At 64.6% G+C, this 26,468-nt stretch carries 26 protein-coding genes; 17 read left to right on the plus strand and 9 right to left on the minus strand.

The features are described 5' to 3' along the window. Positions 1 to 36: 36 nt before the first annotated feature. On the plus strand, positions 37 to 741 hold the full coding sequence (locus tag FJV43_RS33330) for a glutathione S-transferase N-terminal domain-containing protein (RefSeq protein ID WP_239623202.1): 705 nt from the start codon (positions 37 to 39) through the stop codon (positions 739 to 741). A 6-nt stretch (positions 742 to 747) separates the two neighbouring features. On the opposite strand, the gene FJV43_RS33335 is transcribed toward FJV43_RS33330, so the two are convergent. Then, positions 748 to 1,119 carry a tRNA-binding protein gene (locus FJV43_RS33335; protein WP_239623203.1) on the minus strand — a complete coding sequence of 124 codons (372 nt, stop codon included), beginning with the start codon at positions 1,117 to 1,119 and terminating at the stop codon, positions 748 to 750. A 104-nt stretch (positions 1,120 to 1,223) separates the two neighbouring features. On the opposite strand from FJV43_RS33335, the gene FJV43_RS33340 reads away from it, so the two are divergent. Beyond that, positions 1,224 to 1,583: an ArsC family reductase gene (locus FJV43_RS33340; RefSeq protein WP_239623204.1), complete on the plus strand. Its 360-nt coding sequence runs from the start codon at positions 1,224 to 1,226 to the stop codon at positions 1,581 to 1,583. Positions 1,584 to 1,586: 3 nt separating this feature from the next. Here FJV43_RS33340 and FJV43_RS33345 read toward each other — a convergent pair whose 3' ends face one another. Then, positions 1,587 to 2,267: a hypothetical protein gene (locus tag FJV43_RS33345; protein ID WP_239623205.1), complete on the minus strand. Its 681-nt coding sequence runs from the start codon at positions 2,265 to 2,267 to the stop codon at positions 1,587 to 1,589. 309 nt (positions 2,268 to 2,576) lie between these two features. On the opposite strand from FJV43_RS33345, the gene FJV43_RS33350 reads away from it, so the two are divergent. The 7 genes from FJV43_RS33350 to FJV43_RS33380 all read left to right on the plus strand — a co-directional run bounded on the left by FJV43_RS33350 (position 2,577) and on the right by FJV43_RS33380 (position 9,189). After that, positions 2,577 to 3,332 carry an ABC transporter ATP-binding protein gene (locus tag FJV43_RS33350; protein ID WP_028178025.1) on the plus strand — a complete coding sequence of 252 codons (756 nt, stop codon included), beginning with the start codon at positions 2,577 to 2,579 and terminating at the stop codon, positions 3,330 to 3,332. After that, positions 3,325 to 4,071 (plus strand): ABC transporter ATP-binding protein, encoded by a 747-nt coding sequence (locus tag FJV43_RS33355; RefSeq protein ID WP_028178026.1) that lies wholly within the window; start codon positions 3,325 to 3,327, stop codon positions 4,069 to 4,071. Before FJV43_RS33350 ends, FJV43_RS33355 begins: the two co-directional genes overlap by 8 nt. A 111-nt stretch (positions 4,072 to 4,182) precedes the next feature. Continuing rightward, a complete protein-coding gene (locus FJV43_RS33360) occupies positions 4,183 to 5,406 on the plus strand; it encodes an ABC transporter substrate-binding protein (protein WP_239623206.1) in 1,224 nt (407 codons plus the stop codon). Positions 5,407 to 5,478: 72 nt separating this feature from the next. Next, positions 5,479 to 6,342: a branched-chain amino acid ABC transporter permease gene (locus FJV43_RS33365; RefSeq protein ID WP_028178028.1), complete on the plus strand. Its 864-nt coding sequence runs from the start codon at positions 5,479 to 5,481 to the stop codon at positions 6,340 to 6,342. Between the two features lies 1 nt (position 6,343). Continuing rightward, positions 6,344 to 7,312, plus strand: coding sequence for a branched-chain amino acid ABC transporter permease (locus FJV43_RS33370; RefSeq protein ID WP_239623207.1), 969 nt, complete (start codon positions 6,344 to 6,346; stop codon positions 7,310 to 7,312). A 155-nt stretch (positions 7,313 to 7,467) separates the two neighbouring features. Continuing rightward, the gene (locus FJV43_RS33375) at positions 7,468 to 8,112 is read left to right on the plus strand and encodes a DUF47 domain-containing protein (protein ID WP_061876714.1); all 645 of its coding nucleotides are present in this window, start codon (positions 7,468 to 7,470) and stop codon (positions 8,110 to 8,112) included. A gap of 69 nt (positions 8,113 to 8,181) precedes the next feature. After that, on the plus strand, positions 8,182 to 9,189 hold the full coding sequence (locus FJV43_RS33380; RefSeq protein WP_239623208.1) for an inorganic phosphate transporter: 1,008 nt from the start codon (positions 8,182 to 8,184) through the stop codon (positions 9,187 to 9,189). Here the strand turns inward: FJV43_RS33380 and sugE are convergent. Then, on the minus strand, positions 9,182 to 9,496 hold the full coding sequence (gene sugE / locus FJV43_RS33385) for a quaternary ammonium compound efflux SMR transporter SugE (RefSeq protein ID WP_239623209.1): 315 nt from the start codon (positions 9,494 to 9,496) through the stop codon (positions 9,182 to 9,184). The genes FJV43_RS33380 and sugE overlap by 8 nt on opposite strands. A gap of 157 nt (positions 9,497 to 9,653) precedes the next feature. Between sugE and FJV43_RS33390 the strand changes: the two genes are divergently transcribed. From FJV43_RS33390 to FJV43_RS33425, 8 genes are all read left to right on the plus strand, one after another. Further along, positions 9,654 to 11,276: a peptide chain release factor 3 gene (locus FJV43_RS33390; protein ID WP_197966718.1), complete on the plus strand. Its 1,623-nt coding sequence runs from the start codon at positions 9,654 to 9,656 to the stop codon at positions 11,274 to 11,276. A 165-nt stretch (positions 11,277 to 11,441) separates the two neighbouring features. Then, positions 11,442 to 11,984: a hypothetical protein gene (locus FJV43_RS33395; RefSeq protein ID WP_239629723.1), complete on the plus strand. Its 543-nt coding sequence runs from the start codon at positions 11,442 to 11,444 to the stop codon at positions 11,982 to 11,984. A gap of 200 nt (positions 11,985 to 12,184) precedes the next feature. Next, positions 12,185 to 12,769 carry an NnrU family protein gene (locus FJV43_RS33400; RefSeq protein WP_239623210.1) on the plus strand — a complete coding sequence of 195 codons (585 nt, stop codon included), beginning with the start codon at positions 12,185 to 12,187 and terminating at the stop codon, positions 12,767 to 12,769. A gap of 73 nt (positions 12,770 to 12,842) precedes the next feature. Next, entirely contained in the window at positions 12,843 to 14,435 is a 1,593-nt protein-coding gene (locus tag FJV43_RS33405) for a class I adenylate-forming enzyme family protein (protein WP_239623211.1), read from the plus strand. A 167-nt stretch (positions 14,436 to 14,602) separates the two neighbouring features. Continuing rightward, the gene (locus FJV43_RS33410) at positions 14,603 to 15,256 is read left to right on the plus strand and encodes a tetratricopeptide repeat protein (protein ID WP_239623212.1); all 654 of its coding nucleotides are present in this window, start codon (positions 14,603 to 14,605) and stop codon (positions 15,254 to 15,256) included. A gap of 32 nt (positions 15,257 to 15,288) precedes the next feature. Beyond that, complete coding sequence (locus tag FJV43_RS33415) at positions 15,289 to 15,834, plus strand: hypothetical protein (RefSeq protein ID WP_239623213.1); 546 nt, start codon at positions 15,289 to 15,291, stop codon at positions 15,832 to 15,834. Between the two features lie 50 nt (positions 15,835 to 15,884). Then, positions 15,885 to 17,270, plus strand: a complete 1,386-nt coding sequence (gene der, locus FJV43_RS33420) for a ribosome biogenesis GTPase Der (RefSeq protein ID WP_239623214.1) — start codon at positions 15,885 to 15,887, stop codon at positions 17,268 to 17,270. Continuing rightward, positions 17,267 to 18,520, plus strand: coding sequence for a TCR/Tet family MFS transporter (locus FJV43_RS33425; RefSeq protein ID WP_239623215.1), 1,254 nt, complete (start codon positions 17,267 to 17,269; stop codon positions 18,518 to 18,520). Before der ends, FJV43_RS33425 begins: the two co-directional genes overlap by 4 nt. A gap of 120 nt (positions 18,521 to 18,640) precedes the next feature. Here FJV43_RS33425 and FJV43_RS33430 read toward each other — a convergent pair whose 3' ends face one another. The 6 genes from FJV43_RS33430 to FJV43_RS33455 all read right to left on the minus strand — a co-directional run bounded on the left by FJV43_RS33430 (position 18,641) and on the right by FJV43_RS33455 (position 26,315). Further along, complete coding sequence (locus tag FJV43_RS33430) at positions 18,641 to 19,867, minus strand: ABC transporter substrate-binding protein (RefSeq protein ID WP_239623216.1); 1,227 nt, start codon at positions 19,865 to 19,867, stop codon at positions 18,641 to 18,643. Between the two features lie 272 nt (positions 19,868 to 20,139). Beyond that, entirely contained in the window at positions 20,140 to 20,880 is a 741-nt protein-coding gene (locus tag FJV43_RS33435) for an SDR family NAD(P)-dependent oxidoreductase (protein ID WP_239623217.1), read from the minus strand. Between the two features lie 141 nt (positions 20,881 to 21,021). Then, positions 21,022 to 22,545, minus strand: a complete 1,524-nt coding sequence (gene purF / locus FJV43_RS33440; RefSeq protein ID WP_239623218.1) for an amidophosphoribosyltransferase — start codon at positions 22,543 to 22,545, stop codon at positions 21,022 to 21,024. Positions 22,546 to 22,573: 28 nt separating this feature from the next. Continuing rightward, the gene (locus FJV43_RS33445) at positions 22,574 to 23,203 is read right to left on the minus strand and encodes a CvpA family protein (protein WP_061876699.1); all 630 of its coding nucleotides are present in this window, start codon (positions 23,201 to 23,203) and stop codon (positions 22,574 to 22,576) included. Positions 23,204 to 23,370: 167 nt separating this feature from the next. Continuing rightward, the gene (gene radA, locus FJV43_RS33450) at positions 23,371 to 24,816 is read right to left on the minus strand and encodes a DNA repair protein RadA (protein WP_239623219.1); all 1,446 of its coding nucleotides are present in this window, start codon (positions 24,814 to 24,816) and stop codon (positions 23,371 to 23,373) included. Between the two features lie 95 nt (positions 24,817 to 24,911). Further along, entirely contained in the window at positions 24,912 to 26,315 is a 1,404-nt protein-coding gene (locus tag FJV43_RS33455) for an adenylate/guanylate cyclase domain-containing protein (RefSeq protein WP_239623220.1), read from the minus strand. Between the last annotated feature and the right edge of the window lie 153 nt (positions 26,316 to 26,468).

Here is a 26,468-nt window from a genome sequence, read left to right on the forward strand (position 1 = left end):
ATTGAGCACGCCTCAGTCCATGCACCAAAGGTCCCGATGTCCGATCTGTCCGCCTTTCCCATCACCAAACGTTGGCCGGCGAAACATCCCGAACTGCTCCAGCTCTATTCCTTGCCGACGCCAAACGGCGTCAAGGTCTCGATCATGCTGGAGGAGATCGGACTTCCCTACGAAGTCCACCTGGTCGATTTCGGCAAGGACGATCAGAAGACGCCGGAGTTTCTCTCGCTCAATCCGAACGGCAAGATCCCGGTGATCCTCGATCCCAACGGTCCCGGGGGCAGGCCGCTGCCGCTGTTCGAGTCCGGAGCGATCCTGCAATACCTCGCGGAGAAGTCCGGCAAGCTTCTGCCGGAGGACCCCGCTCGCCGCTACCAGACCATCCAGTGGGTGCACTTTCAGATGGGCGGCATCGGGCCGATGTTCGGCCAGGTCGGCTTCTTCCACAAATTCGCCGGCAAGGATTTCGAGGACAAGCGGCCGCTCGAGCGTTACGTCAATGAGTCCAAACGCCTGCTCGGCGTGATGGAGACGCATCTTTCCGGCCGGCGGTGGTTCATGGATGACGACTACACCATCGCCGACATCTCCATGCTCGGCTGGGTGCGGAATCTCATCGGGTTCTACGGCGCCGGCGATCTGGTGGAGTTCAGCCGGTTCAAGGCGGTCGGCGCCTGGCTCGAACGCGGGCTGGCGCGTCCGGCGGTGCAGCGCGGGCTGAACATTCCGAAGCGGCCGTGACCTTCCCTAGAACAGGCGTCCGCCGTTCGGCACGGGCTTGCTCGGCTGCACCAGCACGACCTTGCCGCTTGCATCGGGGAAACCGAGGGTCAGCACCTCGGACACGACCGGGCCGATCTGGCGCGGCGGGAAGTTGACGACGGCCGCGACCTGTTGCCCAACGAGGGTATCGAGCGGGTGGTTTTCGGTGATCTGGGCCGAGCTCTTGCGCACGCCGATGGCGGGGCCGAAGTCGATCCACAGCCGCCAGGCCGGCTTGCGCGCCTCCGGAAACGGCTTGGCGTCGACGATGGTGCCGACACGGACATCGACCGCGAGGAAGCTGTTGAAGTCGATGGTCGGTGAGGCGGCAGCTGCGGGATCGTGGGTAACGTGCATGGGATGTCCGCTCGGAGAGTTGGGGTGGTCCGCAATATTGTCGCGCGAACCGGAGTTTCGTACAACGCCGCAACCGAAGCATCACGCATGCGCGAGGAAACGTCTTGTCCAACATCATCTACGGCATCAAGAACTGCGACACCATGAAGAAGGCCCGCGCCTGGCTCGATGCTCATGGCGTGCCTTACGAGTTTCACGACTACAAGGTGGCGGGCGTGGAGAAGGACAAGCTCAAGCAGTGGAGCGACAAGGTCGGCTGGGAGACGCTGCTCAATCGCGCCGGGACGACCTTCAAGAAGCTTCCAGACTCCGACAAGGAGGGCTTGAGCGAGAAGAGGGCGTTGGCATTGATGCTAGCGCAACCATCGATGATCAAGCGGCCGGTGCTGGAAATCGGCAGCAAGCTGCTGGTCGGCTTCAAGCCGGATATCTATGCCAAGGAGGTCGGCGCCAAAGCGCGCTGACCGCTAGTTCAGCTCGATGGTCTCGGCGGTGGTGCCGGGCCCCGGCTGGTCGGAGAACTCGACCGTCTCGGCGGGCGCGATGCGGGCAGGGGCGCGGTGAAACAGCTCGCGATCGATCACAGCGCGTAACTTTGGACGGGGCAGCGCGTCATTTCCGCGCATCAGGTTCTTGATCTCGAAGCCGCCGTCCTCGCAGAACGTCTTGATCGACGCGATGACGTGACAGACCTTGCCGTCGGTCTGGAAGGGCAGCAGCAGCCGTTCATAGGCGACGATGCGCCCGTAGGTGTCCTCGACATTGGCGATGCTGTAGACGGGCAGCCCGCGCGCGACGCATTCATGATATATCGGCATCACGAACGGGGCGAGCCGCGGCCCGACATAATCATCGAGCAGAACGCCCTTGCCGGTATGTCCATAGGCACGCGAGATGCGCGTGCCTTCGCTCTGGATGATGAGGCGCGGCGTCGGCGTCGAAAATTCGACCGTATAGTAGATGAGATCCGAGAGCTCCTCCTCGAGTCGCGCGGGCTGATACTCCCAGATCGCCGGCGCGACCTGCTGGCGCGCATAAAGTCGCAGCCACGTGTTCAGGAGATCGCGTTGCCGGATCGATTTGACGACGGAGGGAGCGGCGTTTGCAAAATCCAAAGCAATATTCTCCGCACGAGAAGACGCGCGCATGATCCCGCTTGTGGGAAAATTTTCGATGAAGGCTGGCGCACGGAACGAAAGACCGTTAACGACGGCTTGATGGCCGGTGCCTTGCGAACCGGGAGGCCGGGCAGGCACGACATCCAGACATCTCCGACTAAGGGAGCATTTGTATCCCAGCCGGAGGCCTGACCTGCTCAGCTTTCCGCCTTGCCTAACCCCCGTCACCTCCGGCATATTCCGCGCCCGGAGGCGGCGCTCCGGTTGGGCTCCAAGTCCTCCGGACAGCCGAAGCAACAAGGACAGCCACGCGCCGCGTGCGGGCAGGGGGAAATCTGTTTGGCCGATGAGTTCATTCTCGAAACGGAAGGCTTGACCAAGGAGTTTGCGGGCTTCTTCGCCGTCCGCGACGTTGCGCTCAAGGTTCGCCGTGGGAGCATTCACGCGTTGATCGGCCCGAACGGGGCCGGCAAGACGACCTGCTTTAATCTCTTGACCAAGTTCCTCAAACCGTCAGCCGGGAAAATCCTGTACAAGGGGCAGGACATCACGGCGATGGCGCCGGCCGACGTGGCCCGCATGGGCCTCGTGCGCTCGTTCCAGATTTCGGCGGTATTTCCGCATCTCACCGCGCAGGAAAACGTCCGTGTCGCGCTTCAGCGCCAGCACGGCTCCTCGTTCGATTTCTGGCGCTCCAAGTCCGTGCTCAACCGCTTCAACGATCGCGCGCGCGAGCTGCTCAACGATGTCGGCCTCAGCGAGTTTGCAAACACGCCGGCGGTCGAGATGCCCTATGGGCGCAAGCGCGCACTTGAGATAGCAACGACGCTCGCGCTCGACCCAGAGATGATGCTGCTCGACGAGCCGATGGCCGGCATGGGCCACGAGGACATCGACAAGATCGCGGCGCTGATCAAGCGCATTTCGGCGAAATACACCATCCTCATGGTCGAGCATAATTTGAGCGTCGTGGCCAATCTCTCCGACATCATCACCGTGCTGACGCGCGGGCAGGTGCTCGCGCAGGGCCATTACTCCGAGCTCACCAAGGACGAGCGCGTCAAGGAAGCCTATCTGGGAGCCGGTCATGCCTGACACTGCGATCGCCGAGGCCCCGGCCAGGGCCGCGACCGGCGGACCCATCCTCCAAGTCCGCAACCTCGAAGCCTGGTACGGCGAGTCCCACATCCTGCACGGGATCAACTTCGACGTGAACGCGGGCGAGGTCGTCACCTTGCTCGGGCGTAACGGCGCCGGCAAGACGACCACGCTGAAGTCGATCATGGGCATCATCGGCAAGCGCTCCGGCTCGGTGAAGTTCAACAACCAGGAGATCATCCGCGCGACCTCCGACAGGATCGCGCGGATGGGCATCGCGTTCTGCCCGGAAGAGCGGGGCATTTTCGCCAGCCTCGACGTGCGGGAGAACTTGATGCTGCCGCCGGTCGTCCGCGAGGGCGGGCTGCCGCTCGACCAGATCTTCGATCTGTTTCCGAACCTGAAGGAGCGGCTGGGCAGCCAGGGCACCAAGCTGTCGGGCGGCGAGCAGCAGATGCTCGCGATCGCGCGCATCCTGCGTACCGGCGCGAGCTTCCTGATGCTGGACGAGCCGACCGAGGGCCTTGCGCCCGTCATCATCCAGCAGATCGGTCACACCATTGCGCGGCTCAAGAAGGAGGGCTTCACGATCCTCCTGGTCGAGCAGAACTTCCGCTTCGCGTCCACCGTCGCCGACCGCTACTACGTGGTCGAGCACGGCAAGATCATTGACGGATTCTCCAACTCGGAGCTCGCCGCCAACATGGACAAGCTGCACACCTATTTGGGTGTCTAGAGCATGATCAGGACCCGGAGCGCCGCGTCAGCGCAAAGTGTGTAGCGATTTTCCGAAGAGGCCGCTCAAGTTGAAGAACTGCCAACGAGAAAATTCAAAAAGGAAAGTTGCATGAAGACCAGGTCGATTGCGTCATTGCTGCTGACCACCGCGCTCACCTTCGCCGCAACAGGCGTCGCGTCGGCGCAGGACAAGACGGTCAAGATCGGCGCGCTGTCCGATCAGTCCGGGCTCTATGCCGACCTCGGCGGCCCCGGCTCGACGCTCGCCGCGCAGATGGCGGTCGAGGATTCCGGCCTCGCCGCGAAGGGCTGGAAGATCGACGTCATCTCCGGCGATCACCAGAACAAGCCCGATATCGGCACCGCGATCGCGCGGCAGTGGTTCGACGTCGACAAGGTCGACGTCATCGTCGACGTGCCGAACTCGGGCGTGGCGCTTGCCGTCAACAACGTGATCAAGGAAAAGAACGGCGTCTACATCAATTCGGGTGCGGCGACCTCCGACCTCAGCAATGCGCAGTGCTCGCCCAACACCGTGCACTGGACCTACGACACCTACATGCTGGCCCACACCACCGGCCAGGCGCTGGTGAAGGCCGGCGGCGACACCTGGTTCTTCCTGACCGCGGACTACGCCTTCGGTGCGGCGCTCGAGCGCGACACCAGCGCGGTCGTCACGGCCAACGGAGGCAAGGTGGTCGGCGGCGTCAAGCATCCGCTCAACACGCCGGACTTCTCCTCCTTCCTGCTCCAGGCGCAGGCCTCCAAGGCCAAGATCATCGGCCTTGCCAATGCCGGCGGCGACACCACCAACACGATCAAGCAGGCGGCCGAGTTCGGCATCGGCAAGGGCGGCCAGAAGCTTGCGGCGCTCTTGCTCTTCCTCACCGACGTCAAGGCGATCGGCCTGGAGACGGCGCAGGGACTCAATTTCACCGAGACGTTCTACTGGGACATGAACGACAAGACCCGGGCCTTCTCCAAGCGCTTCGCCGAGAAGATGAAGAACAATGCCCCGCCCACCATGGTGCAGGCGGGCGTCTATGCGGGCGTGCGTCACTATCTCAAGGCGCTGGAAGCGCTCGGCGGCAATTCGCATGACGGTGCCAAGATCGTCGAGAAGATGAAGTCGATGCCGACCGAGGACGACCTGTTCGGCAAGGGCGAGATCCAGCCCAACGGCCGCACCATCCACAACGCCTATCTGTTCGAGGTCAAGAAGCCCTCGGAGTCCAAGGGGCCATGGGACTTCTACAAGCTGGTCGGCACGGTACCGGGCGACCAGGCTTTCACGCCGCTGGCCGAGAGCAAGTGCGCGCTGTTGAAGAAGTAAGATAACGGCCCGCAGGCCTCGAGGCCTGCGGGCGACTTTCAGGGAACGCCGAAGGGACCGGGTGCGGGATCGATGCAGGCTCTATACGCTCAGCTACTGGTGGGACTGATCAACGGCTCGTTCTACGCGCTGCTCAGTCTCGGGCTTGCCGTGATCTTCGGCATGCTCAACATCATCAATTTCGCCCATGGCGCGCTCTACATGATGGGCGCCTTCGTCGCCTATTTCCTGCTGAACCTCGGCGGGATCAACTACTGGTGGGCGTTGCTGCTCGCGCCCATCATCGTCGGCATCTTCGGCATGATCCTCGAGCGGACCATGCTGCAATGGCTGACCGGGCTCGATCATCTCTACGGCCTGCTGCTGACCTTCGGCATTGCGCTGATCGTGCAGGGCGTGTTCCAGAACTATTTCGGCTCCTCCGGCCTGCCTTACGCCATTCCGGACCAGCTCAAGGGCGGCATGAATCTCGGCTTCATGTTCTTACCCGTCTATCGCGGCTGGGTCGTCGTGTTCTCGCTGGTGGTGTGCCTTGCGACCTGGTTCCTGATCGAGAAGACGCAGCTCGGCGCCTACCTGCGCGCCGCCACCGAAAATCCGACGCTGGTGCGCGCTTTCGGCATCAACGTGCCGCGCATGATCACGCTGACCTACGGTCTCGGCGTCGGCCTTGCCGCGCTCGCCGGCGTGCTGTCGGCGCCGATCAACCAGGTGCGGCCGCTGATGGGCGCCGACCTCATCATCGTGGTGTTCGCGGTGGTCGTGATCGGCGGCATGGGATCGATCATGGGCTCCATCATCACCGGATTCGCGCTCGGTGTGATCGAGGGCTTGACCAAGTATTTCTACCCCGAGGCCTCCAACACCGTCGTGTTCGTGCTGATGGTGCTGGTGCTCTTGGTGAAGCCAACGGGATTGACGGGAAGGGCGGCCTGAGATGACAACCCTGACGGACGACACGCTGCCGGTGACCCCTCGCGCGATGCGCGACGAGATGATCGTGTTCGTGGTGATGGCGCTGCTGCTGGCGGCCGTGCCATTCACGGGAGTCTATCCCTTCTTCGTGATGCAGGCGCTGTGCTTTGCGTTGCTTGCCTGCGCCTTCAATCTGCTGATCGGCTACGGCGGCCTGCTGTCCTTCGGCCACGCGATGTTCCTGGGCACGGCGGGCTATTGCAGCGCGCATGCGCTGAAGGTGTGGGCGCTGCCGCCGGAGCTCGGCATCCTCGTCGGCATCGCTGCGGCGTTCGTGCTGTCGATCATCACCGGCTACATCTCGATTCGCCGCCAGGGCATCTATTTCTCGATGATCACGCTGGCGCTGTCGCAGCTCCTGTACTTCATCTATCTCCAGGCCCCATTCACCCACGGCGAGGACGGCATCCAGGGCATCCCGCAGGGGCACATGTTCGGCATCTTCGATCTCTCCAAGCCCACGGTGCTCTATTACGTCGTGCTGGCGGGCTTCCTTGCCGGCTTCCTCCTGATCTTCCGCATCATCAACTCGCCGTTCGGCGAGGTGCTGAAGGCGATCCGCGAGAACGAGCCGCGCGCGATCTCGCTCGGCTACCGCACCGACCAGTACAAGTTCCTGGCCTTCGTCCTGTCGGGCACGCTGGCGGGCTTTGCCGGTTCGCTGAAGGTGTTCGTGGCGCAGAACGCCTCGCTCACCGACGTGCACTGGACGATGTCGGGCGAGGTCGTGCTGATGACGCTGGTCGGTGGCCTCGGCACCATCTTTGGCCCCGTGGTCGGCGCTTTCGTCATCATCGCCATGCAGCAATATCTGGCGGGTTTCGGCCAGTGGGTGACGGTGATCCAGGGCGCGATCTTCGTGATCTGCGTGCTCACCTTCCGCCGCGGCGTCATCGGCGAAATCGCGCATTACTTCCGCAGGTCGCTCTAAGCAATTGATATTGCAACAATTTCACTGGTGCATGAAAGCGGTGGATGACCCGGCTCCGCGGGCGTGAGATGACACGCGCGCGGATCGAAAATGGTCTATGACAGTTTCATGACAGCCCTCCGGGCCTGACCATTTCCAACCGGTAGCCTATCCCCATGATGCGTTGGTTTCGTGCGTTCCTGCCCAAGGAAGAACGGTTCTTCGACCTGTTCGACCGGCATGCCCAGACGGTGATCCAGGGCGCGATCGCGCTCCAGGGCATGCTCAATGGGGGCGAGGAGACGCCGGTCTATTGCCAGCGCGTCAACCAGTTCGAGAACGACGCCGACAACATCACCCGTGAGGTGCTGACGGCGGTGCGGCGCACCTTCATCACCCCATTCGACCGCGGCGACATCAAGAACCTCATCACGTCGCTTGACGATGCCATCGACCAGATGCAGCAGACGGCCAAGGCGGTCATGCTGTTCGAGGTCCGTACCTTCGAGCCGCCCATGCGTGAGATCGGCGGGCTCCTGATCGAATGCGCCAATCTGGTCGGGCGTGCGCTGCCGCTGATGCAATCGATCGGCCCGAACGTCGCCATGCTGACCGCCATTACCGAAGAGCTCGGCAAGCTGGAGGGCCGGGTCGACGATCTCCACGACATCGGCCTGAAGGAGCTGTTCCTGAAGCATCGCGAGGGCAATGCGATGGACTTCATCGTCGGCGTCGAGATCTACGACCATCTCGAGAAGGTTGCCGATCGCTTCGACGACGTCGCGAACGAGATCAACAGCATCGTCATCGAGCAGGTGTAACGCATGATCCGGAAAAGTGTCCTGCGGTTTTCCGCTCAGATCATGCGCAAGGTGTAAGGCAGGGCCGCCGTGGATGCCGCGTTGGGTCTTCCCATCCTGGTCGGCTTGATCGCCGTCGCGCTGCTGTTCGACTTCCTGAACGGCCTGCACGACGCTGCCAATTCGATCGCGACCATCGTCTCGACCCGCGTGTTGCGGCCGCAATTCGCGGTGTTCTGGGCCGCCTTCTTCAATTTCATCGCCTTCATGGTGTTCGGACTGCACGTCGCCCAGACCATCGGCACCGGCATCATCGATCCCGCGGTCGTCGACGCCCAGGTGATCTTCGCAGCGCTCGTCGGCGCGATCGTCTGGAACCTCGTGACCTGGGCGCTCGGCATCCCGTCCTCGTCGTCGCACGCGTTGATCGGTGGCCTCGTCGGCGGCGGCATGGCCAAGGCGGGGATTTCGGCTGCGGTATGGAGCGGCCTGTCCAAGACGGTGCTGGCAATCGTGCTGTCGCCGCTGGTCGGCTTCCTGCTCGCCATGATGCTGGTGGCGATCGTCTCCTGGGCCTCGGTGCGCTCGACGCCGTTCGCGGTCGATCGCGCCTTTCGCATCCTGCAATTCGCCTCCGCCTCGCTCTATTCGCTCGGCCATGGCGGCAACGATGCGCAGAAGACCATGGGCATCATCGCGGTGCTGCTGTATTCGCAGGGTCATCTCGGCAGCGAGTTCTCGGTGCCGTTCTGGGTAGTGCTGTCCTGCCAGGCGGCGATGGCGCTGGGCACGCTGATGGGCGGCTGGCGCATCGTCCGCACCATGGGCCTGCGCATCACGAAATTGACGCCTATGCAGGGCTTTTGCGCCGAAACGGGGGGCGCCGCGACCCTGTTCATGGCGACCTATCTCGGAGTTCCCGTCTCGACCACCCACACCATCACCGGCGCCATCGTCGGCGTCGGCGCCGCCCGCCGCGTCTCGGCGGTCCGCTGGAACGTCGCGAGCTCGATCGTCTATGCCTGGGTGATCACGATCCCGGCCTCGGCCATCGTCGCGGCGCTGACGTGGTGGCTGGTGCAGATCTTCGTCAGGTGACGAGCTTCAGTCCGATGATCCCGGCGACGATCAGGGCGATGCTGGCAAGGCGCATGGCCGTTGCCGGCTCGCCGAACAGGACGATGCCGAGCGTCGCAGTGCCCACCGCGCCGATGCCGGTCCAGACCGCGTAGGCGGTTCCGACCGGGAGCGATTTGAGCGCAAGTCCGAGCAGGATGACGCTGCCGGCCATGGCAACCAGGGTGATCACCGATGGCACAAGCCTGGTAAACCCCTCAGTGTATTTCAGGCCAATCGCCCACGTGATCTCGAGAAGGCCGGCGACAAACAGGATGCTCCAGGCCATGACGGCCCTCCATTTCAGGCAGGGTCGTCCCCGCGGCTGAGGTGCTGAGAAACGGAAGGCCGTCCTTCCCGAAAGCCGATATGGGGCTGGCCGAATGGCTCCGCAATCACCAAATGAGGCTTGATCAGGCCCGTTTTCCCTGCCACACGCTCCCGCCATGTCCGACATCGCCATCACCACAGCCGAATCGCCGGCCCGTTCCCCGCTTGCCGCTGAAGTGGCGCGGCGGCGGACCTTTGCGATCATCTCCCACCCTGACGCCGGCAAGACCACGCTGACCGAAAAACTGCTGCTGTTCGGCGGCGCCATCAATCTCGCCGGCCAGGTCAAGGCCAAGGGCGAGCGGCGCAATACGCGTTCGGACTGGATGAAGATCGAGCGCGAACGCGGCATCTCGGTCGTGACCTCGGTGATGACCTTCGAGTTCGAAGGCCTCGTGTTCAACCTCCTGGACACGCCGGGCCACGAGGACTTTTCGGAAGACACCTATCGCACGCTCACCGCGGTCGATTCCGCCGTGATGGTGATCGACGCCGCCAAGGGCATCGAGGCGCGCACCCGGAAGCTGTTCGAGGTGTGTCGCCTGCGCGACATTCCGATCATCACCTTCATCAACAAGATGGACCGCGAGAGCCGCGACGTTTTCGAGCTGCTCGACGAGATCGAGAAGACGCTGGCGCTCGATACCACGCCGATGACCTGGCCGGTCGGTCGCGGCCGCGACTTCCTCGGCACCTATGACGTCGTCAATGGCGGCGTGCGCCTGCTCGAAGGCGGTGGCGCCAAGACCGGTGCGGCGCAGCAGATCGAGATCGAGGAACTGGCCAAGCTCAACGCCAATCTCGACGTCGCTGCCGTGAAGGACGAGCTCGAGCTCGTCACCGCGGCGTCAAAGCCGTTCGAGCTCGGGGCGTTCCGCGAAGGTCATCTGACGCCGGTCTATTTCGGCAGCGCGCTGCGCAATTTCGGCGTCGGCGACCTCCTGGAAGGCCTCGGCAAGTTCGCGCCCGAGCCGCGTGCGCAGGACAGCGACCAGCGCAAGGTCGAGGCCACCGATCCGCGCATGAGCGCCTTCGTGTTCAAGATCCAGGCCAACATGGATCCGAACCACCGCGACCGCATCGCCTTCGCACGTCTGTGCTCCGGCAAGCTCAGCCGCGGCATGAAGGCGAAGCTGGTGCGCACCGGCAAGAGCATGCCGCTGTCGAGCCCGCAATTCTTCTTCGCCCAGGACCGCTCGGTCGCGGACGAAGCCTTCGCGGGTGACGTCGTCGGTATTCCCAACCACGGCACGCTGCGCATCGGCGATACCCTGACGGAAGGGGAGGATTTCAACTTCGTCGGCGTACCGAGCTTCGCTCCGGAAATCGTCCGCCGCGTCCGTCTCACCGACGCGATGAAGGCGAAGAAGCTGAAGGAAGCGCTTCAGCAGATGTCGGAGGAGGGCGTGGTGCAGGTGTTCCGCCCGCGCGACGGCGCGCCGGCGCTGGTCGGCGTGGTCGGGGCGCTCCAGCTCGACGTGCTGAAGGCGCGGCTCGAGGCGGAATATTCGCTGCCGGTCGAGTTCGAGGTCAGCGAGTTTCAGCTGGCGCGCTGGGTCTCCTCGGAGGACCGCAAGAAGCTCGACACCTTCATCGCCGCCAACACCTCCAGCATCGCCGACGATGTCGACGGCGATCCCGTGTATCTCGCCCGGAACGAATTCTATCTCGGCTACACCAGGGAGCGCGCCGAGGGCATCGAGTTCAGCAATGTCAAGGACGTCAAGAAGAAGGGGTAGGGCAGCCACGTCCGTCCGCCGCGCAGCCATACCCTCCGCTACCATGCCCCGGCTTGACCGGGGCATCCAGGAGCGGATTTGAACGCGTATGTGAACGAGCGCAGGCTTGATACGCGCGCGGCCAGTGCCACTTTCCATCGGGACGGGTACCGTGGTTTCGTGGTCATGTGGCGCACTCTCCTTGTACTCCTCCTTGTGACAATCCTGCCGTCATCGGCCGATGCATGGCGCCGCCCTCTCGAAGAAGAGCCGTTCTCGTATGAGCCGTGCGGCGGGCCTTTTCAGGGACCTTGCATCACCGAAATTCCATTTCCATTCGGCGAGACTCTCCAGCTCACGGTCGAAAGCGTTCCATCGCAAGCCGACATTGCGAAGTACCGGCGGCCCGATCATGACCTTGATACGATCGGAGATCTCTTCGCCGAGCTGCGTTCGTGCTGGTCACCTCCTCCCGCTGACGATGCGCGGGCGGGCATGCAGATGTCGGTGCGGTTCAGCCTCAACCGGTCGGGCGGTCTGATTGGCCCGCCGCGCATGACATTTGCGACCGCGGGCGTCCCCGCCGACACCCGAGCGACCTATCTCAATGCCATCAACGCATCGTTGAAGGCCTGCCTGCCGCTGAAATTCACCAGCGGCTTTGGCGGCGCGCTGGCGGGCAGGCCGATCGCGATCCGCTATGTCGACAATCGCGAGCTTGCGAAGTAGCACCGCTCTGTCTCCTCATCCTGAGGAGCGCGCACCGCGCGCGTCTCGAAGGATGAAAGGCCCCGCTGTCGCAACAGCCGGGCCTGCATGGTTCGAGACGGCGCTGACGCGCCTCCTCACCATGAGGAGGAAGAGTTGCGACCGCGAGCCAATCGATGATACCTCAGAGGCGGGGGCTGTGGCCAAAAGGGGAGGATGTCGTGGGTCTGCTGGTCATGATCCTGGGGCTTGCGCTGTTTTTTGCGGCGCATGTGTTCACAACCAAACGCGAGATGCGCGCCGAGGCGATCGCAAGGCTGGGCGAGGGGTCCTACAAGATCCTCTATTCGCTCATCTCGCTGGCGGGGCTCGCGATGATCATCTGGGGCTATGCCCAGTATCGCGCCAGCGGCTGGATCGACGTCTGGTATCCGCCGAAGGCCATGAAGCACATCACGCTCGCATTGATGCTGCCCGCGGTCATCCTGGTGGTCGCGTCATATCTGCGCGGCCGCATCTATGTGACATTGAAGCACCCGATGCTGGCGGGCATCAAGCTGTGGGCTGCCGCGCACCTGCTCGCCAACGGCGATCTCGGCTCCATCATCCTGTTCGGCTCGTTCCTGGGCTGGGCCGTGTATGACCGTATTTCGCTCAAGCATCGCACCGACGCCGGCGGCCCGCCGATTCCGGTCGGCGGCATCACCAACGATCTGATCGCAGTGGCGGTCGGCATCGTCGCCTATTTGGCGCTGGCGTTCGCATTCCATCCGGTCGTGATCGGTGTTCCCGTCATCGGCGTCTAGCCGTTCTGCACAAGACAGGAGCTGCTTGCCTATGCGCGGAAGGGAGCAAGAGCAACAACACCGAGGCACGCCGATGGACTGGTCGCAATCGCAGCTCCCGCCGATGCGGTACGAGGCGCGTTTTGGTGATCGGGTCGTGCCCGCCTTCCGGGATCGGCCGGCGAGCCTGTGGGCGATGATCGCGGAAGCCTGCGCCCGCAATCCCGATGGTGAAGCGCTGATCGCAGGCAATGTCCGCCTGAGCTGGCAGCAGGCCGTGGAGCAGGCCGCACGGATTGCAGCGGGATTTCGCAGGCTTGGATTGCAGCGCGGCGACCGTGTCGCGATCCTGCTCGGTAACCGCGTCGAGTTTCCCCTGCTGCTGTTTGCCGCCGCGCATGAGGGGCTGGTGACGGTGCTGCTCGGCACGCGCCAACAGAAGCCGGAGATCGCTTATGTGCTGACCGATTGCGGCGCAAAGATCCTGATCCACGAAGCGGCGCTCGCCGAGCGGCTGCCGGATGCGCAGGATGTGCCCGATGTGATGCACCGTATCGCCGTCGACGATGATCCGGCTCTGTCGCGGTTCGCGGTGCTCGCCGACAACCCGTCGGCCGCGGCGCCTGTCGAGGTCAGCGAGGAGGACACCGCGATGATCCTCTACACCTCGGGCACCACGGGCAAGCCGAAGGGCGCGATGCTGGCCCATTGCAACATCGTGCATTCCTCGATGGTCTTCGTCTCCTGCCTGCAATTGACGGAAACCGACCGTTCCATCGCAGCGGTGCCGCTCGGCCATGTCACCGGCGTCGTCGCCAACATCACGACCATGATCCGCTGCGGCGGCGCGCTGATCATCATGCCGGAGTTCAAGGCCGCCGATTACCTCAAGCTCGCCGCGCGCGAGCGCGTCACTTACACGGTGATGGTGCCGGCGATGTACAATCTCTGCCTGCTGCAGCCCGATTTCGACGGCTACGATCTCTCGAGCTGGCGCATCGGCGGCTTCGGCGGCGCGCCGATGCCGGTCGCGACCATCGAGAAGCTCAAGGAGAAGATTCCCGGCCTGAAGCTGATGAACTGCTACGGCGCGACCGAGACGACGTCGCCCTCGACGATCATGCCGGGCGAGCTGACGGCGAGCCACATCGACAGTGTCGGCCTGCCGTGTCCCGGCGCGCGCATTGTGGCGATGGATCCGGATGGGCGCGAACTGCCTCACGGCGAGATCGGCGAGCTCTGGATCCAGAGCGCCTCCGTCATCAAGGGCTATTGGAACAACCCCAAAGCCACGGCCGAAAGCTTCACCAGCGGGTTCTGGCACTCGGGCGATCTCGGCTCGGTCGACGCGGAGGGGTTTGTCCGCGTGTTCGACCGGCAAAAGGACATGATCAACCGTGGCGGCCTGAAGATCTATTCGGCCGAGGTCGAATCCGTGCTGGCGGGGCATCCCGCCGTGGTCGAGAGCGCGATCATTGCCAGGGCATGCCCCGTGCTGGGCGAGCGCGTCCATGCGGTCGTGGTGACGCGCAGCCTGGTCGCGGACACGGAGTTGCGGGCCTGGTGCGCGGAGCGGCTGTCGGACTACAAGGTGCCCGAAACCATGGCGATCATCGCAGACCCGTTGCCGCGCAATGCCAACGGCAAGGTGCTGAAACGGCAGCTGCGGGAGCTCCTGGGGGCTTGAGCCGGGCAGCGGCCATCCCGGGCTCTCCCGGGTGGTTAACGCCTTGATCGGGCTCGCTTTGCCTTGCCACCGCCATATCGTTAGGGTACCTCGCCGCCAAGCGGGGACGGGATTCCTGACGCGGACGCTTCGGCGCGCGCACCCGGACGGGTATGGGATTAACATAAGTGTCTGAATTATTTAACGAAGTCGACGAGGAAGTACGTCGCGAACAGCTCAAGAAGCTGTGGGACAAGTATTCGATTGTCTTCATCGCCCTGATGGTGCTGGTCGTGGCCGCCGTCGGTGGCTGGCGCGGCTACCAATATCTGGAGGCCAGGAAGGCCGCCGAGGCCGGCGCCGCCTTCGAGAAGGCCGTCGAACTATCCGAGCAGGACAAGCACGCCGACGCCGAGAAGGCCTTCACCGAGCTCGCCGCCACGGCTCCGTCCGGCTATCGCACCCTGGCGCGGCTGCGTGCTGCCGCCGAGGCCGCGAGCCGCGATCCCAAGGCCGCCGCGAAGATGTATGACGACATTGCCGCCGATCGCAGCGTCGGCGGGGAGTGGCAGGACCTGGCGAAGATCCGCGCCGCCGGCCTGCTGCTCGACAGCTCCAGCTATGCCGACATGCAGCAGCGGCTGGAGCCATCCGCCGCGCCGAAGTCGACCTTCCGACACAGCGCCCGTGAGATGCTGGCATTGTCGGCCTGGCGTAACAACGACATGACCGCAGCCCGCAAATGGCTCGACGCGATTGACGGAGACGGGGAAACGCCGCCCGGCCTGCGCTCGCGCGCCGAGGCGCTCCAGGCCCTGCTGCCGCCCGTCGCCAAGAGCTGATGCCGGCCCTCTGACTTGAGACGAGACACAAGATGCGCCGCACGCCACGCTTGATCGCAGCCGCCGTCCTGATCGCCTTCACGGGCGTTCTGGGCGGCTGCTCCAGCTTCGATCCAAGCGACATGCTCGACTTCCTCGACACCAAGAAGAAGCTGCCGGGCGACCGCAAGCCGGTCTTCCCGGAGGGCGTTCCGGGCCTCGAGCAGGGCGTGCCGAGGGAGCTGTACAAGGGCGCGCAGCAGCAGCCTGATCCGAACGCGCCTGCCGTCGCGGCTCTGCCCGCGGAGCCCCCGCCGGAACCCGCCAGGCCAGCGAAGGGGGCCAAGGCGAAGCAGACGAGGCAGCCAGCCGCAGCGGCACCGGCTGAAGCGCCCGCCGGCGAGATCGACGGCGAGGCCCAGCCGGAGGCTGCGCCGCCCACGGCCGCTCCGCCGCCGAAGCACAAGATCGTCCGCAAGCGCACCACCGCACCGCCGCCGGATCAGCCCGTCCAGCAGGCGCAACCGGCCCAGACCACCCAGCAGCAATCGCAGAGCGCTTTCCCGGCGCCGCTGCCGAGTGGCAGCTTCTCGCGCTGATATTCTTCATTGCATTGACAGGCGCAGCCCCGGCAGCGCACGAATGACCGATGTCCTTCACGATCGCCATCATCGGCCGGCCCAATGTCGGCAAATCGACGCTGTTCAACCGCCTGGTTGGACAGAAGCTCGCGCTTGTCGATGACCTGCCGGGCGTCACCCGCGACCGCCGCGAAGGCGAAGCCAGGCTCGGCGACCTCCAGTTCACCATCATCGATACCGCCGGCCTCGACGAGGGCGCCAGGGGCTCGCTGACCGCGCGCATGCAGGAGCAGACCGAGACCGCGATCGCGCAAGCCGACGCGCTGTTCTTCGTCGTCGATGCCCGCATTGGTCTCACGCCCAACGATCGCGCCTTCGCCGATTTCGCCCGCAAGGCCAACAAGCCGGTGCTGCTGATCGCCAACAAGAGCGAGGGCAAGCATGGCGATGCCGGCGCAATGGAGGCCTTTGCGCTCGGCCTCGGCGATCCCATCCAGATTTCGGCCGAGCATGGCGAGGGCATGGGCGAGCTCTATGACGCGCTGGCCAAGCTGATGCCGGAGCCCGTCGACGAGGACGACGAAGGCGAGGACGACACGCCGCTCTCGGAGGAGGAGGCCGCGACGCGTCCGATCCGGGTCGCCATCGTCGGTCGGCCCAATGCCGGCAAGTCGACGCTGATCAACCATCTACTCGGCGAGGAGCGTCTGCTGACGAGCCCGGAGGCCGGCACCACGCGCGATTCCATCGCGGTCGAGATCAACTGGAAGGGCCGCGATTTTCGCGTCTTCGACACCGCAGGCCTGCGCCGGCGCTCGCGGATCGAGGAGAAGCTGGAGAAGCTCTCGGTCGCCGATGCGCTGCGCGCGGTGCGCTTTGCCGAAGTCGTCGTGCTGATGATGGATTCACAGAACCGCTTCGAGGAGCAGGATCTGCGCATCGCGGACCTCATTGAGCGCGAGGGCCGCGCCGTCGTGCTCGCCGTGAACAAATGGGACCTGATGGAGACCAAGGGCGGCGGGGCCATCTCGGGCCTGCGCCGCGACGCGGATCATTGGCTGCCGCAGCTCAAGGGCGTGCCGATCGTCGCCGTCTCGGGCCTGATGGGCGAGGGCATCGACCGCCTGATGCAGGCGATCCAGGACGCCTACGCGGTCTGGAACAGGCGCGTGCCCACCTCCGCGCTCAATCGCTGGTTCGAGCAGGCGGTCCAGGCCAATCCGCCGCCGGCGGTGTCCGGCCGCAGGCTGAAGCTGAACTACATCACGCAGAACAAGGCGCGCCCGCCGAGCTTCGTGCTGTTCTGCTCGCGCGCGGATGCGGTGCCGCAATCTTACTTGCGCTACCTCACCAACTCCATGCGCGAGACCTTCGAACTGCCGGGCACACCGGTGCGCATCACCCTGCGCGAGAAGGCCAATCCCTTCGCACACAAGCGCAAGCGGCCGTCGTGAGTGACGGTGCGGGCGAGGCGGCAGCGGCAAGCGCTGCGCCAGCCCGGCGCGGCGCGGTCGCCTTCATATTCGTCACCATCCTGCTCGACATGCTCGCGCTCGGCGTGATCATGCCGATCCTGCCGAAGCTGATCGAGAGCTTCGTCGACAACGACACCGCACACGCGGCGCGCATCTTCGGCCTGTTCGGCACCGCCTGGGCCTTGATGCAGTTCGTGTTCTCGCCACTGCTCGGCGCGTTGTCGGATCGCTTCGGACGGCGGCCGGTGGTGCTGCTGTCGAATTTCGGGCTCGCGGCCGACTACGTGTTGATGGCACTGGCCCCGTCTCTGCTCTGGCTGTTCATCGGCCGCGTGATATCAGGCATTACCTCGGCCAGCATCTCGACCGCCTTTGCCTATATCGCCGACATCACGCCGCCGGAGCGGCGCGCGGCGGTCTTCGGCAGAATCGGCGCAGCCTTCGGGGCCGGCTTCATCTTGGGGCCGGCGCTCGGCGGCCTGCTCGGCGACATCGATCCACGCCTGCCGTTCTGGGCCTCGGCAGCCCTGAGCTTCGCCAATGCGCTCTATGGGCTCGTCGTCCTGCCGGAATCGCTGGCGCCCGACAAGCGCGCGCCGTTCCGCTGGAGAAGTGCCAGTCCGGTCGGGGCACTGCATCTGTTGCGATCCAACGCGGTGTTGGCCGCGCTGTCGGTCGTGAATTTCATCGCGCAGGTCGCGCATGTCGTGCTGCCCTCGACCTTCGTGCTCTATGCGACCTATCGCTACGGCTGGGATTCCAAGACCGTGGGACTGACGCTCGCGATGGTCGGCATCTGCGCCATGGTGGTGCAGGGGCTCGCCATCGGCCCGATCGTGCGCGCGCTCGGCGAGCGGAATGCACTCTTGATGGGCCTGTGCTGTGGTGCGATCGGCTTCGTGGTCCTGGGCGTGGCGCCGACCGGGCCGCTGTCTTGGCTCGGCATTCCCATTTTGTCGCTGTGGGGCATCTCGGGTGCCGCCTCGCAATCCCTGATGACGCGGCTGGTCGCGCCCGATCAGCAGGGCCAGTTGCAGGGCGCGACCGCGAGCGTGCAGAGCGTCTCGCAACTCGTCGGCCCGTTCCTGTTCACCCTGACGTTTTCCTATTTCATCGGCGCCAGCGCGCCGCTGCATCTGCCCGGCGCGCCGTTCCTGCTCGCAGCGGTGCTGATGGTGGTGTGCGTGGCGATTGCGGTGCGGACGCTGGGCGCGACGAAGACGGCCTGATTGTCCGTCATGGCCGGGCCTGTCCCGGCCATCCACGTTCTTTCCCTCTGGCCTGAAACGTGGATGCCCGGGACAAGCCCGGGCATGACGCCGTTAAGACCTTGCACGACCGCTACGTGGTTACTTCTTCACCAGCGGGCAGTCGCTGTCCTTGAGCGGCTTGGCCGCGTCCTCAGGCGCGATGGTGGCGACCAGCTTGTAATAGTCCCACGGGCCCTTCGACTCCTCGGGCTTCTTCACCTCGAAAAGATAGGCCGGGATGAGGCGGCGGCCGTCGGCGCGCAGCGGTCCCTTGCCGAACAGCGGATCGTCGGTCGGCAGCTCCTTCATCTTGGCGACGACCTTGGCGCCGTCATGCGGATTGCTGCCGAGCGCGTCCATCGCCTTCAGGTAATGCAGGATCTCGGCATAGAGGCCCGCAACCGTCATCGAGGGCATCGAGCCCTTGGGCGAGACCTTCTGGAAGCGCTTCGACCATTCGCGCGTCTGGTCGTTGAGGTCCCAATAGAACGACTCTGTGAAGGTCAGGCCCTGCGCGGTCTTCAGGCCCAGCGAGTGCACGTCGTTGATGAACAGCAGCAGGGCGGCGAGCTTCTGACCGCCCTGGACGATGCCGAATTCGGCGGCCTGCTTGATCGCGTTGGTGGTGTCGCCGCCCGCATTGGCGAGGCCGATGATCTTGGCCTTGGAGGACTGCGCCTGGAGCAGGAACGAGGAGAAGTCCGCCGTGTTCAGCGGGTGCTTGACGCCGCCTAGCACCTTGCCGCCGGTGGCGGTGACGACCGCGCCGGTATCACGCTCCAGCGCATGGCCGAAGGCATAATCCGCGGTGAGGAAGAACCAGCTATCGCCGCCCGCCTTGGTCAGCGCCTTGCCGGTGCCGTTGGCGAGCATGTAGGTATCGTAAGTGAACGAGACGGTGTTGGGCGTGCAGGCCTTGCCGGTGAGGTCGGCGGTGGCCGCGCCCGAATTGAGCAGCACCGCGTTCTTTTCCTTGACGAGGTTGCTCACCGCGAGCGCAACGCCGGAACTCGGCGTGTCCGCGATGGCGTCGACCTTGTCGGCGTCGATCCATTGCCGGGCAATGTTGACGCCGATGTCGGGCTTGTTCTGGTGGTCGCCGGAGAGGACCTCGATGGTCCAGCCCTTGGCCTTGAGGCCGGAATCTTCGACCGCCATCTTCACCGCCGCGACCGAATTCGGGCCGCCGATGTCGGCGTAGAGGCTCGACATGTCGTTGAGCACGCCGATCTTGACGGTCTTGTCCTGGGCGTAGGCGGATGTGGCAAAACCGAAAGCGGCGCAGGCAAGAAGCGCCGCGGAGCGGCGTGCGAACGTCGTCGTCATAAAAGGTCTCCTCCAATGTCAAATATGCGGACGGCTCTCTTCCGGAGCCTTGTTTCCGGCTGATGGCTCTAACCTGTCCCGCGGCCGGCGGCAATGCACCTAAAGCCGGATGACGCTGCGTATTAGCGTCATCCGGCGGTTAACTATTGGGCAAGATGCGTTGAGGCGCTATTTGAGCGCGTCCGATGTCAGCCTGAATTTCTGAATGCGCTTTCCGGTGTCGACCTCGGCGGTATAGGCGTTACCCTTGGCGTCAATCGCCATGGTGTCAATCAGGCCGGCGCGCGGAAACTCATCAGGGTGCGGGACTTGTAGTCGTAGAACTTGCCGGTCTCGGTCCAGTCAGGCGCGCACATCGGTACGATGAATTCGGCGACCTGTTCGGGCGTGTCGAGCGTCGCCGGATCCTCGCCCGGCATCAGGGTGGCGCGCATGCGGGTGCGGACCGGGCCGGGGTTGAACAGATTGACGCGCAGCTTGGTGTTCGCCATCTCCTGCGCCCAGGCACGCGCCAGCGTTTCCAGCGCGGCCTTGGAGGCCGCGTAGGGGCCGACATAGGCGGTCGCCTTGTTGGCGGCGCCGGAGGTGACGAACACGGCGCGCCCGGCGTCGGACTGCCGCAGCAGCGGCTCCATGCAGCGGATCAGCTGGAAGTTCGCGGAGACGTTCACCGCCATCACGTCGTTGAACGCCTTCAGCTCGATGTGGCCGATCGGCGAGGACGGGCCGAGCACGCCGGCATTGCCGACGAGAATGTCGAGCTTGCCGTAGCGTTCGTGCAGGCCGGCGCCCAGCCGCGCGATGCCGTCGGAGTCGGTGAGGTTGAGCGGCACCAGGGTGGCGCTGCCGCCGTCCTCGCGGATCTCGTCGTCGAGTTCCTCCAGCCCGCCCTGCGTGCGCGCCACCGCAACGATATGCGCGCCGGCCTTGGCCAGAGCAAGTGCCGTGGCATAGCCGATGCCGCGCGAGGCGCCGGTGACGAGAGCGATGCGGTTGGCGAGGGCTTGTGTCATCGTCGAATACTTCCGTCATGCCCGGGCTCGTCCCGGGCATCCACGTTCTTTGCGGCGGGTATTACAGACGTGGATGGCCGGGACAAGCCCGGCCATGACGAAAAAGGCAGCCGCTGACGAGCTCCCCGGGACGCCCCTTCGTCAGCTCGCCTCCGCCAGCAGAGACAATTGCCGCGGTTGCGGCTCGCTCTGGGTCTGGTCGGTGAGGTGGGTCGGATACGCGCCGGTGAAGCAGTGGTCCGAGAATTTCGGATTGGCGGGGTCGCGGCCGGGCTCGCCCATGGCGCGGTACATGCCGTCGATCGACAGGAACGCGAGCGAGTCGGCACCGATGATCTCGCGCATCTCCTCCAGCGAATGCGTCGCCGCCAGGAGCCCGCCGCGGTCGGGCAGGTCGATGCCGTAATAGTCGGGATAGAGGATCGGGGGCGAAGCGAGGCGGAAATGGACTTCCTTGGCGCCGGCATCGCGCATCATGCGCACGATCTTCTTCGAGGTGGTGCCGCGCACCAGGGAGTCGTCGATCAGGATGATGCGCTTGCCTTCGATCGCGGCGCGGTTGGCCGAATGCTTCATGCGCACGCCGGATTCGCGGATCGCCTGCGTCGGCTGGATGAAGGTGCGGCCGACATAATGGTTGCGGATGATGCCGAGCTCGAACGGCACGCCGGAATACTGGCTGTAGCCGACCGCAGCGGGCACGCCGGAATCCGGCACCGGCACGACGACGTCGATCGGCACGTGGCTCTCGCGCGCGAGCTGCGCACCGAAGGCCTTGCGCACTTCGTACACCGAACGGCCGTGGACGATGGAGTCCGGCCGGGAGAAGTAGATGTATTCGAAGATGCAGGGACGCGGTGCCATCGGCGGGAACGGCTTGTGGATGTCCTGGCCGTTCTCGTCGAACACGATGACTTCGCCGGGCTCGATGTCGCGGACGAAGCGCGCGCCGATGATGTCGAGCGCGCAGGTCTCGGAGGTCAGGATCGGGCAGCCGTCGAGCTCGCCGAGCACCAGCGGGCGGATGCCGCGCGGATCGCGCGCGCCGACCAGCTTCTTGTTGGTCAGCGAGACCAGCGCATAGGCGCCTTCGATCTCGCGCAGCGCGTCGATATAGCGCTCGATGAAGCGGCTCCGCTTGGAGCGCGCGACCAGGTGCAGGATCACCTCGGTGTCGGTGGTCGATTGCATCATCGCGCCATGCCGTACCAGCTCGCGGCGCAGCGTCAGGCCGTTGGTGAGGTTGCCGTTATGCGCGACGGCGAGGCCGCCGGCATTGAGCTCGGCAAACAGCGGCTGCACGTTGCGCAGGATGGTGGCGCCGGTGGTGGAATAGCGGACGTGGCCGACCGCGACATTGCCGGGCAGGCGGTCGATCACCTCGCGGCGGGAGAAGGTGTCGCCGACGAGGCCGAGGCGGCGTTCCGAGTGAAAGCGGCTGCCGTCGTAGGAGACGATGCCGGCGGCTTCCTGGCCGCGGTGCTGAAGGGCGTGAAGGCCGAGCGCGGTGATGGCGGCCGCATCGGGGTGACCGTAGATGCCGAACACGCCGCATTCCTCGCGCAGCGTATCCCCCTCCAGATCGTCCTGAAGCTCCAGCGCGGCCGGGCCCGGACCGGCGTTGGGATCGAGATCAAGTTGGGCGTCCTGGTCAGGGTGTCGCATCTCGTCCGCGCCTCTCTTTTGGGCTCAATCAACGCGCCGCAGGTTTCTCGATCAGCTTTTTCAGGCTGTCACGAGCAGGTTTACTGTATCCGTCGCCACTGCCCGAAGGCTGCTGCTCGGATTCAGCTTGGTCATCATCTGGTTTGTTTTTCTTGAATCTCTTCAAGATGGTGTTCTCGGGGTCGTCAGGCAAGAGGGCCATCAGCCAGTCCCCGGTTCCCTGGAGCACCACGCGGGACTTCGCCCCCGAGACCCAGTCCGGACGCTGCTTGTCCGGAACCAGCCAGGTGAAGAACAGGAAAGCGACCACGACGATCAAAAGCCCGCGAGCCAGGCCAAACAGGAAGCCGAGGGTGCGGTCCAGCGCGCCGATCCGCGAATCCAGGATCATGTCGGAGATCCGGACCGTGATCACGGAGACCACGACCAGGGTGCCCACGAACACGCCGGCGACGACAACCACGCTCGCGACCGTGTCGTTGTTGAAATAGGTCTTGGCGGTCGGCAGCAGCTTCGAGAACGAGTACAAGGTCACGATCGCCGCCGCGCCCCAGGCCGCGATCGACAGGATTTCGCGCATGAAGCCGCGGACCATCGCGAGCAGGCCCGAGATCAGCATCACACCGAGCAGGATCAGGTCGAGGAGTGTTACTGGCATCGGCTGGTCTGGTCCGCTCGTACTCTCAAAGGTGCTCAGCGAATCGGTGTTGGGCCGCTGCCTTAAAAGAGGGGCAGACGGCGTTCCCGGCAAGGCCGCAACCACGCAATCCCATGCTGCTTTTGTGACGGCTGTATAGCGGCGGGGGCCGGGGACGTCACCTCCACCTAACCCTCTCCGCGGCGGAATCTTGCCGGTGTGGCATTTTTCTCTGCCGGAGCGTTCGATTCGCCTCGGCGGGAGCCGCGGGCGGCGATCTCGGCCACCAATGTCGTCAGGCTGTTCACCGCATTCAGCGACAATCCGGCATCGCCACTGGTCTCGCCGCGTGCCGATTCGGGCAGCACGGCGCGCTGGAAGCCGAGTTTTGCCGCCTCCTTCAGCCGGGCCGGGGTCTGCGCCACGGGACGCACCACGCCGGAGAGCGAGATCTCGCCGAAATAAACGGCATCGGTGGGTAATTGCGCATTAACCAGAGACGACACCAGCGCCGCGGCAGCGGCGAGGTCGGCCGCGGGCTCATGGATGCGCAGGCCCCCGGCGACGTTCAGATAGACATCATGGCCTGACAGCTTGACCCCGCAATGCGCCTCCAGCACCGCCAGCACCATCGACAGCCGGCTCGGGTCCCAGCCGACCACGGCGCGGCGCGGGGTGCCGAGCGAGGTCGGGGCCACCAGCGCCTGCAATTCGACCAGGACGGGCCTTGTGCCCTCGATGCCCGCAAAGACTGCGGTGCCGGGCGTGCCGAGATCGCGCTCGGACAGGAACAGCTCTGAGGGGTTGGTGACCTCGCGCAGTCCGAGGCCCGTCATCTCGAACACACCGATCTCGTCGGTCGGGCCGAAGCGGTTCTTCACCGCGCGCAGGATGCGGAATTGCTGCGAGCCTTCGCCCTCGAACGACATCACCGCGTCGACCATGTGCTCGACCACGCGGGGACCTGCGATCTGGCCGTCCTTGGTGACGTGGCCGACCAGGATGATGGCGGCACCGGTCTTCTTGGCAAAGCGGATCAGCGCCTGTGCCGAGGCGCGCACCTGGGTGACGGTCCCTGGCGCCGATTCCACCGTGTCGGTCCACATGGTCTGGATCGAGTCGATCACGATCAGCCGGGGCACCGCCCCCTCCGACAGCGTCGAGACGATGTCCTCAACGGAGGTCTCGGCGGCGAGCTGGACCGGCGCGTCCGACAGCCCGAGCCGCTCGGCGCGCAGGCGCACCTGGGCCACCGCCTCTTCGCCGGAGATGTAGACCACGCGGTGGCCGGCGCGCGCCAGCAGGCTGGTCGCCTGCGTCAGCAGCGTCGACTTGCCGATCCCGGGATCGCCGCCGACCAGCAGCACCGAGCCGCGGACGAAGCCGCCGCCGGTGACGCGGTCGAGCTCGGTCATGCCTGAGGACAGGCGCGGCGCATCCGGACTTTTTCCGGCAAGGCTCTCCAGCGCAAACGTTCGGCCCTTGCGTTTGGAGCGGATCGACACCGGCACGCTGCCGCTGGTGTCTTCCTCCGCGAGCGTATTCCACTCGCCACAGGACTCGCACTTGCCCTGCCAGCGGTTATAGGCCGCGCCGCAGTTCTGGCAGACGAAGGAGAGGGTGCTCTTGGCCATGGGGGAAATAGCGGTCTCGGTGTAGCGGGCGAGCAGTTCTTAGCACGAATAGGAGCTGTGAAGGGCGATGGGTGCCGATGCATCCACCGCAAGCCTCAAGGGGCGACGTTAGCGCATGTCCAGATGCCGACGGGGCGCTCGAGACCGCGAATGGTCTGTGCCGGCCGCTCGACGAGCGCTGCGAAATCGGTACTCGAGTGATTCGGTTCGGCGTGGGCCTGTTGTACCAGCGCGTCGCTGACGACGATAGCGCATCCGAATTCGCGGGTCAGCGCTTCGAGGCGGCTCGCCGCATTCACGGTGGTCCCGATCACGGCGAATTCGAGCCGGTTGAGGCCGATATCGCCCAGCACCACTTGCCCGTAGTGCAAGCCGACGCTGACTTGGATCGGCGGTTCGTTGCGATCACTACGCTCGCTGTTCAACTTGGCGATCGAGGCGATCATGCCCCTCGCGCAACGCAAGGCGTTCAGCGCATCGGAATCGCCGACGAACGGCGTACCGAAAGTCGCCATGAGGCCATCCCCGAGATACTTGTCGAGCGTTCCGCCGTGCTGGAACACTTCCCGTTCCATTCGCTCATGGAATTGCCGCAGCGTCTCGATGACGTCCTTCGGGTCGCGTCCATCGGCATAGGCGGTGAATCCCACGATATCTGCAAACAGCACCGCGACGTCCTGCGTGCGGACCTTCGCGAGGGGCTCGTCATTGCCGGAGAGTTCATCGACGACGTTGGGGGAGAAGTAACGCGCCAGATTGGCGCGTTCGCGCTCGAGTCCGGCATGACTGATCAAGAGCGCATTGGAACGGCGCACCGCCAGCGCCAGGATAGCGGCGACGACGATGAATACGATCACTTGCTGGAAACGCTCGCCGAAACCAATCGAGGAGGGGTCGAGGATGTTGAACATGCGAATATCCGCACCGATCGCCTCCCTGACGCGCTCCGACAGCGCGGCATGGGTTTCCGGTTGCAGATAAGCCCAGCCGACGGCGATGGCCCAGAGTGCTCCGGTCCACATGCCAATCGCGAGCACCGTTCGCCAGGAATAAGCGAGCGTGGCAGTGGCGAGGAAAATGAAGAAATAGATGAAGCTGTCGAATCGGAATTGCATTCCGATCGGCCAGTGAACGTTGCTCCAGGGATTGGGCACGACGCTAAGGAAGGCCAACAACGCCAGATCGCAAAATATGAGGAAAAGTTCGGGACCAGAACGGCCGACCTTGCCGACCTTCAGTTGCGCCCAGCCGATGACGGCAAAGAAGCCAAGCATCAGGATGTAATAGACGACATCCCGGTTCGGGTTGATGAGTGACAGGGTAACGGCAGTAATCGCGAGCGCGACCCAGCGGGCCCGGACGGCCAGCAGCAGGCCATCACGCTTGCTGTCGGCAAGGGCAGCTTCGGCGAATTTGAGGGTGTCTTGTTGGCCGTCGGTTCGCCCGGCCGCTTTGCTTCGGAGACTTGTGATATCGGCCGCTTCCGCCAGTGCGCTCAAGACACATCTCCCCGGTCGAACATCAGATCGTGCGATCATGCACGGAGCGTCGATCAAGGTGGCACGCCTGAGAACTCGCGGCCACCCAGCGATGGCTGAGGGCACGGAAGGGACGCCTGATCGCCGGCGCTTCGATTATCTCAATCCGACACG

This window comes from Bradyrhizobium sp. I71, from assembly GCF_022354745.1.
Lineage (GTDB): Bacteria > Pseudomonadota > Alphaproteobacteria > Rhizobiales > Xanthobacteraceae > Bradyrhizobium > Bradyrhizobium liaoningense.

Coding starts and splice junctions, on each gene's coding strand:
- FJV43_RS33330 (WP_239623202.1), top strand. CDS start 37: ATGTCCGATCTGTCCGCCTTTCCCATCACCAAACGTTGGCCGGCGAAA.
- FJV43_RS33335 (WP_239623203.1), bottom strand. CDS start 1,119: ATGCACGTTACCCACGATCCCGCAGCTGCCGCCTCACCGACCATCGAC.
- FJV43_RS33345 (WP_239623205.1), bottom strand. CDS start 2,267: ATGCGCGCGTCTTCTCGTGCGGAGAATATTGCTTTGGATTTTGCAAAC.
- FJV43_RS33355 (WP_028178026.1), top strand. CDS start 3,325: ATGCCTGACACTGCGATCGCCGAGGCCCCGGCCAGGGCCGCGACCGGC.
- FJV43_RS33360 (WP_239623206.1), top strand. CDS start 4,183: ATGAAGACCAGGTCGATTGCGTCATTGCTGCTGACCACCGCGCTCACC.
- FJV43_RS33365 (WP_028178028.1), top strand. CDS start 5,479: ATGCAGGCTCTATACGCTCAGCTACTGGTGGGACTGATCAACGGCTCG.
- FJV43_RS33370 (WP_239623207.1), top strand. CDS start 6,344: ATGACAACCCTGACGGACGACACGCTGCCGGTGACCCCTCGCGCGATG.
- FJV43_RS33375 (WP_061876714.1), top strand. CDS start 7,468: ATGATGCGTTGGTTTCGTGCGTTCCTGCCCAAGGAAGAACGGTTCTTC.
- sugE (WP_239623209.1), bottom strand. CDS start 9,496: ATGGCCTGGAGCATCCTGTTTGTCGCCGGCCTTCTCGAGATCACGTGG.
- FJV43_RS33390 (WP_197966718.1), top strand. CDS start 9,654: ATGTCCGACATCGCCATCACCACAGCCGAATCGCCGGCCCGTTCCCCG.
- FJV43_RS33395 (WP_239629723.1), top strand. CDS start 11,442: ATGTGGCGCACTCTCCTTGTACTCCTCCTTGTGACAATCCTGCCGTCA.
- FJV43_RS33405 (WP_239623211.1), top strand. CDS start 12,843: ATGGACTGGTCGCAATCGCAGCTCCCGCCGATGCGGTACGAGGCGCGT.
- FJV43_RS33415 (WP_239623213.1), top strand. CDS start 15,289: ATGCGCCGCACGCCACGCTTGATCGCAGCCGCCGTCCTGATCGCCTTC.
- der (WP_239623214.1), top strand. CDS start 15,885: ATGTCCTTCACGATCGCCATCATCGGCCGGCCCAATGTCGGCAAATCG.
- FJV43_RS33430 (WP_239623216.1), bottom strand. CDS start 19,867: ATGACGACGACGTTCGCACGCCGCTCCGCGGCGCTTCTTGCCTGCGCC.
- FJV43_RS33435 (WP_239623217.1), bottom strand. CDS start 20,880: ATGACACAAGCCCTCGCCAACCGCATCGCTCTCGTCACCGGCGCCTCG.
- purF (WP_239623218.1), bottom strand. CDS start 22,545: ATGCGACACCCTGACCAGGACGCCCAACTTGATCTCGATCCCAACGCC.
- FJV43_RS33445 (WP_061876699.1), bottom strand. CDS start 23,203: ATGCCAGTAACACTCCTCGACCTGATCCTGCTCGGTGTGATGCTGATC.
- radA (WP_239623219.1), bottom strand. CDS start 24,816: ATGGCCAAGAGCACCCTCTCCTTCGTCTGCCAGAACTGCGGCGCGGCC.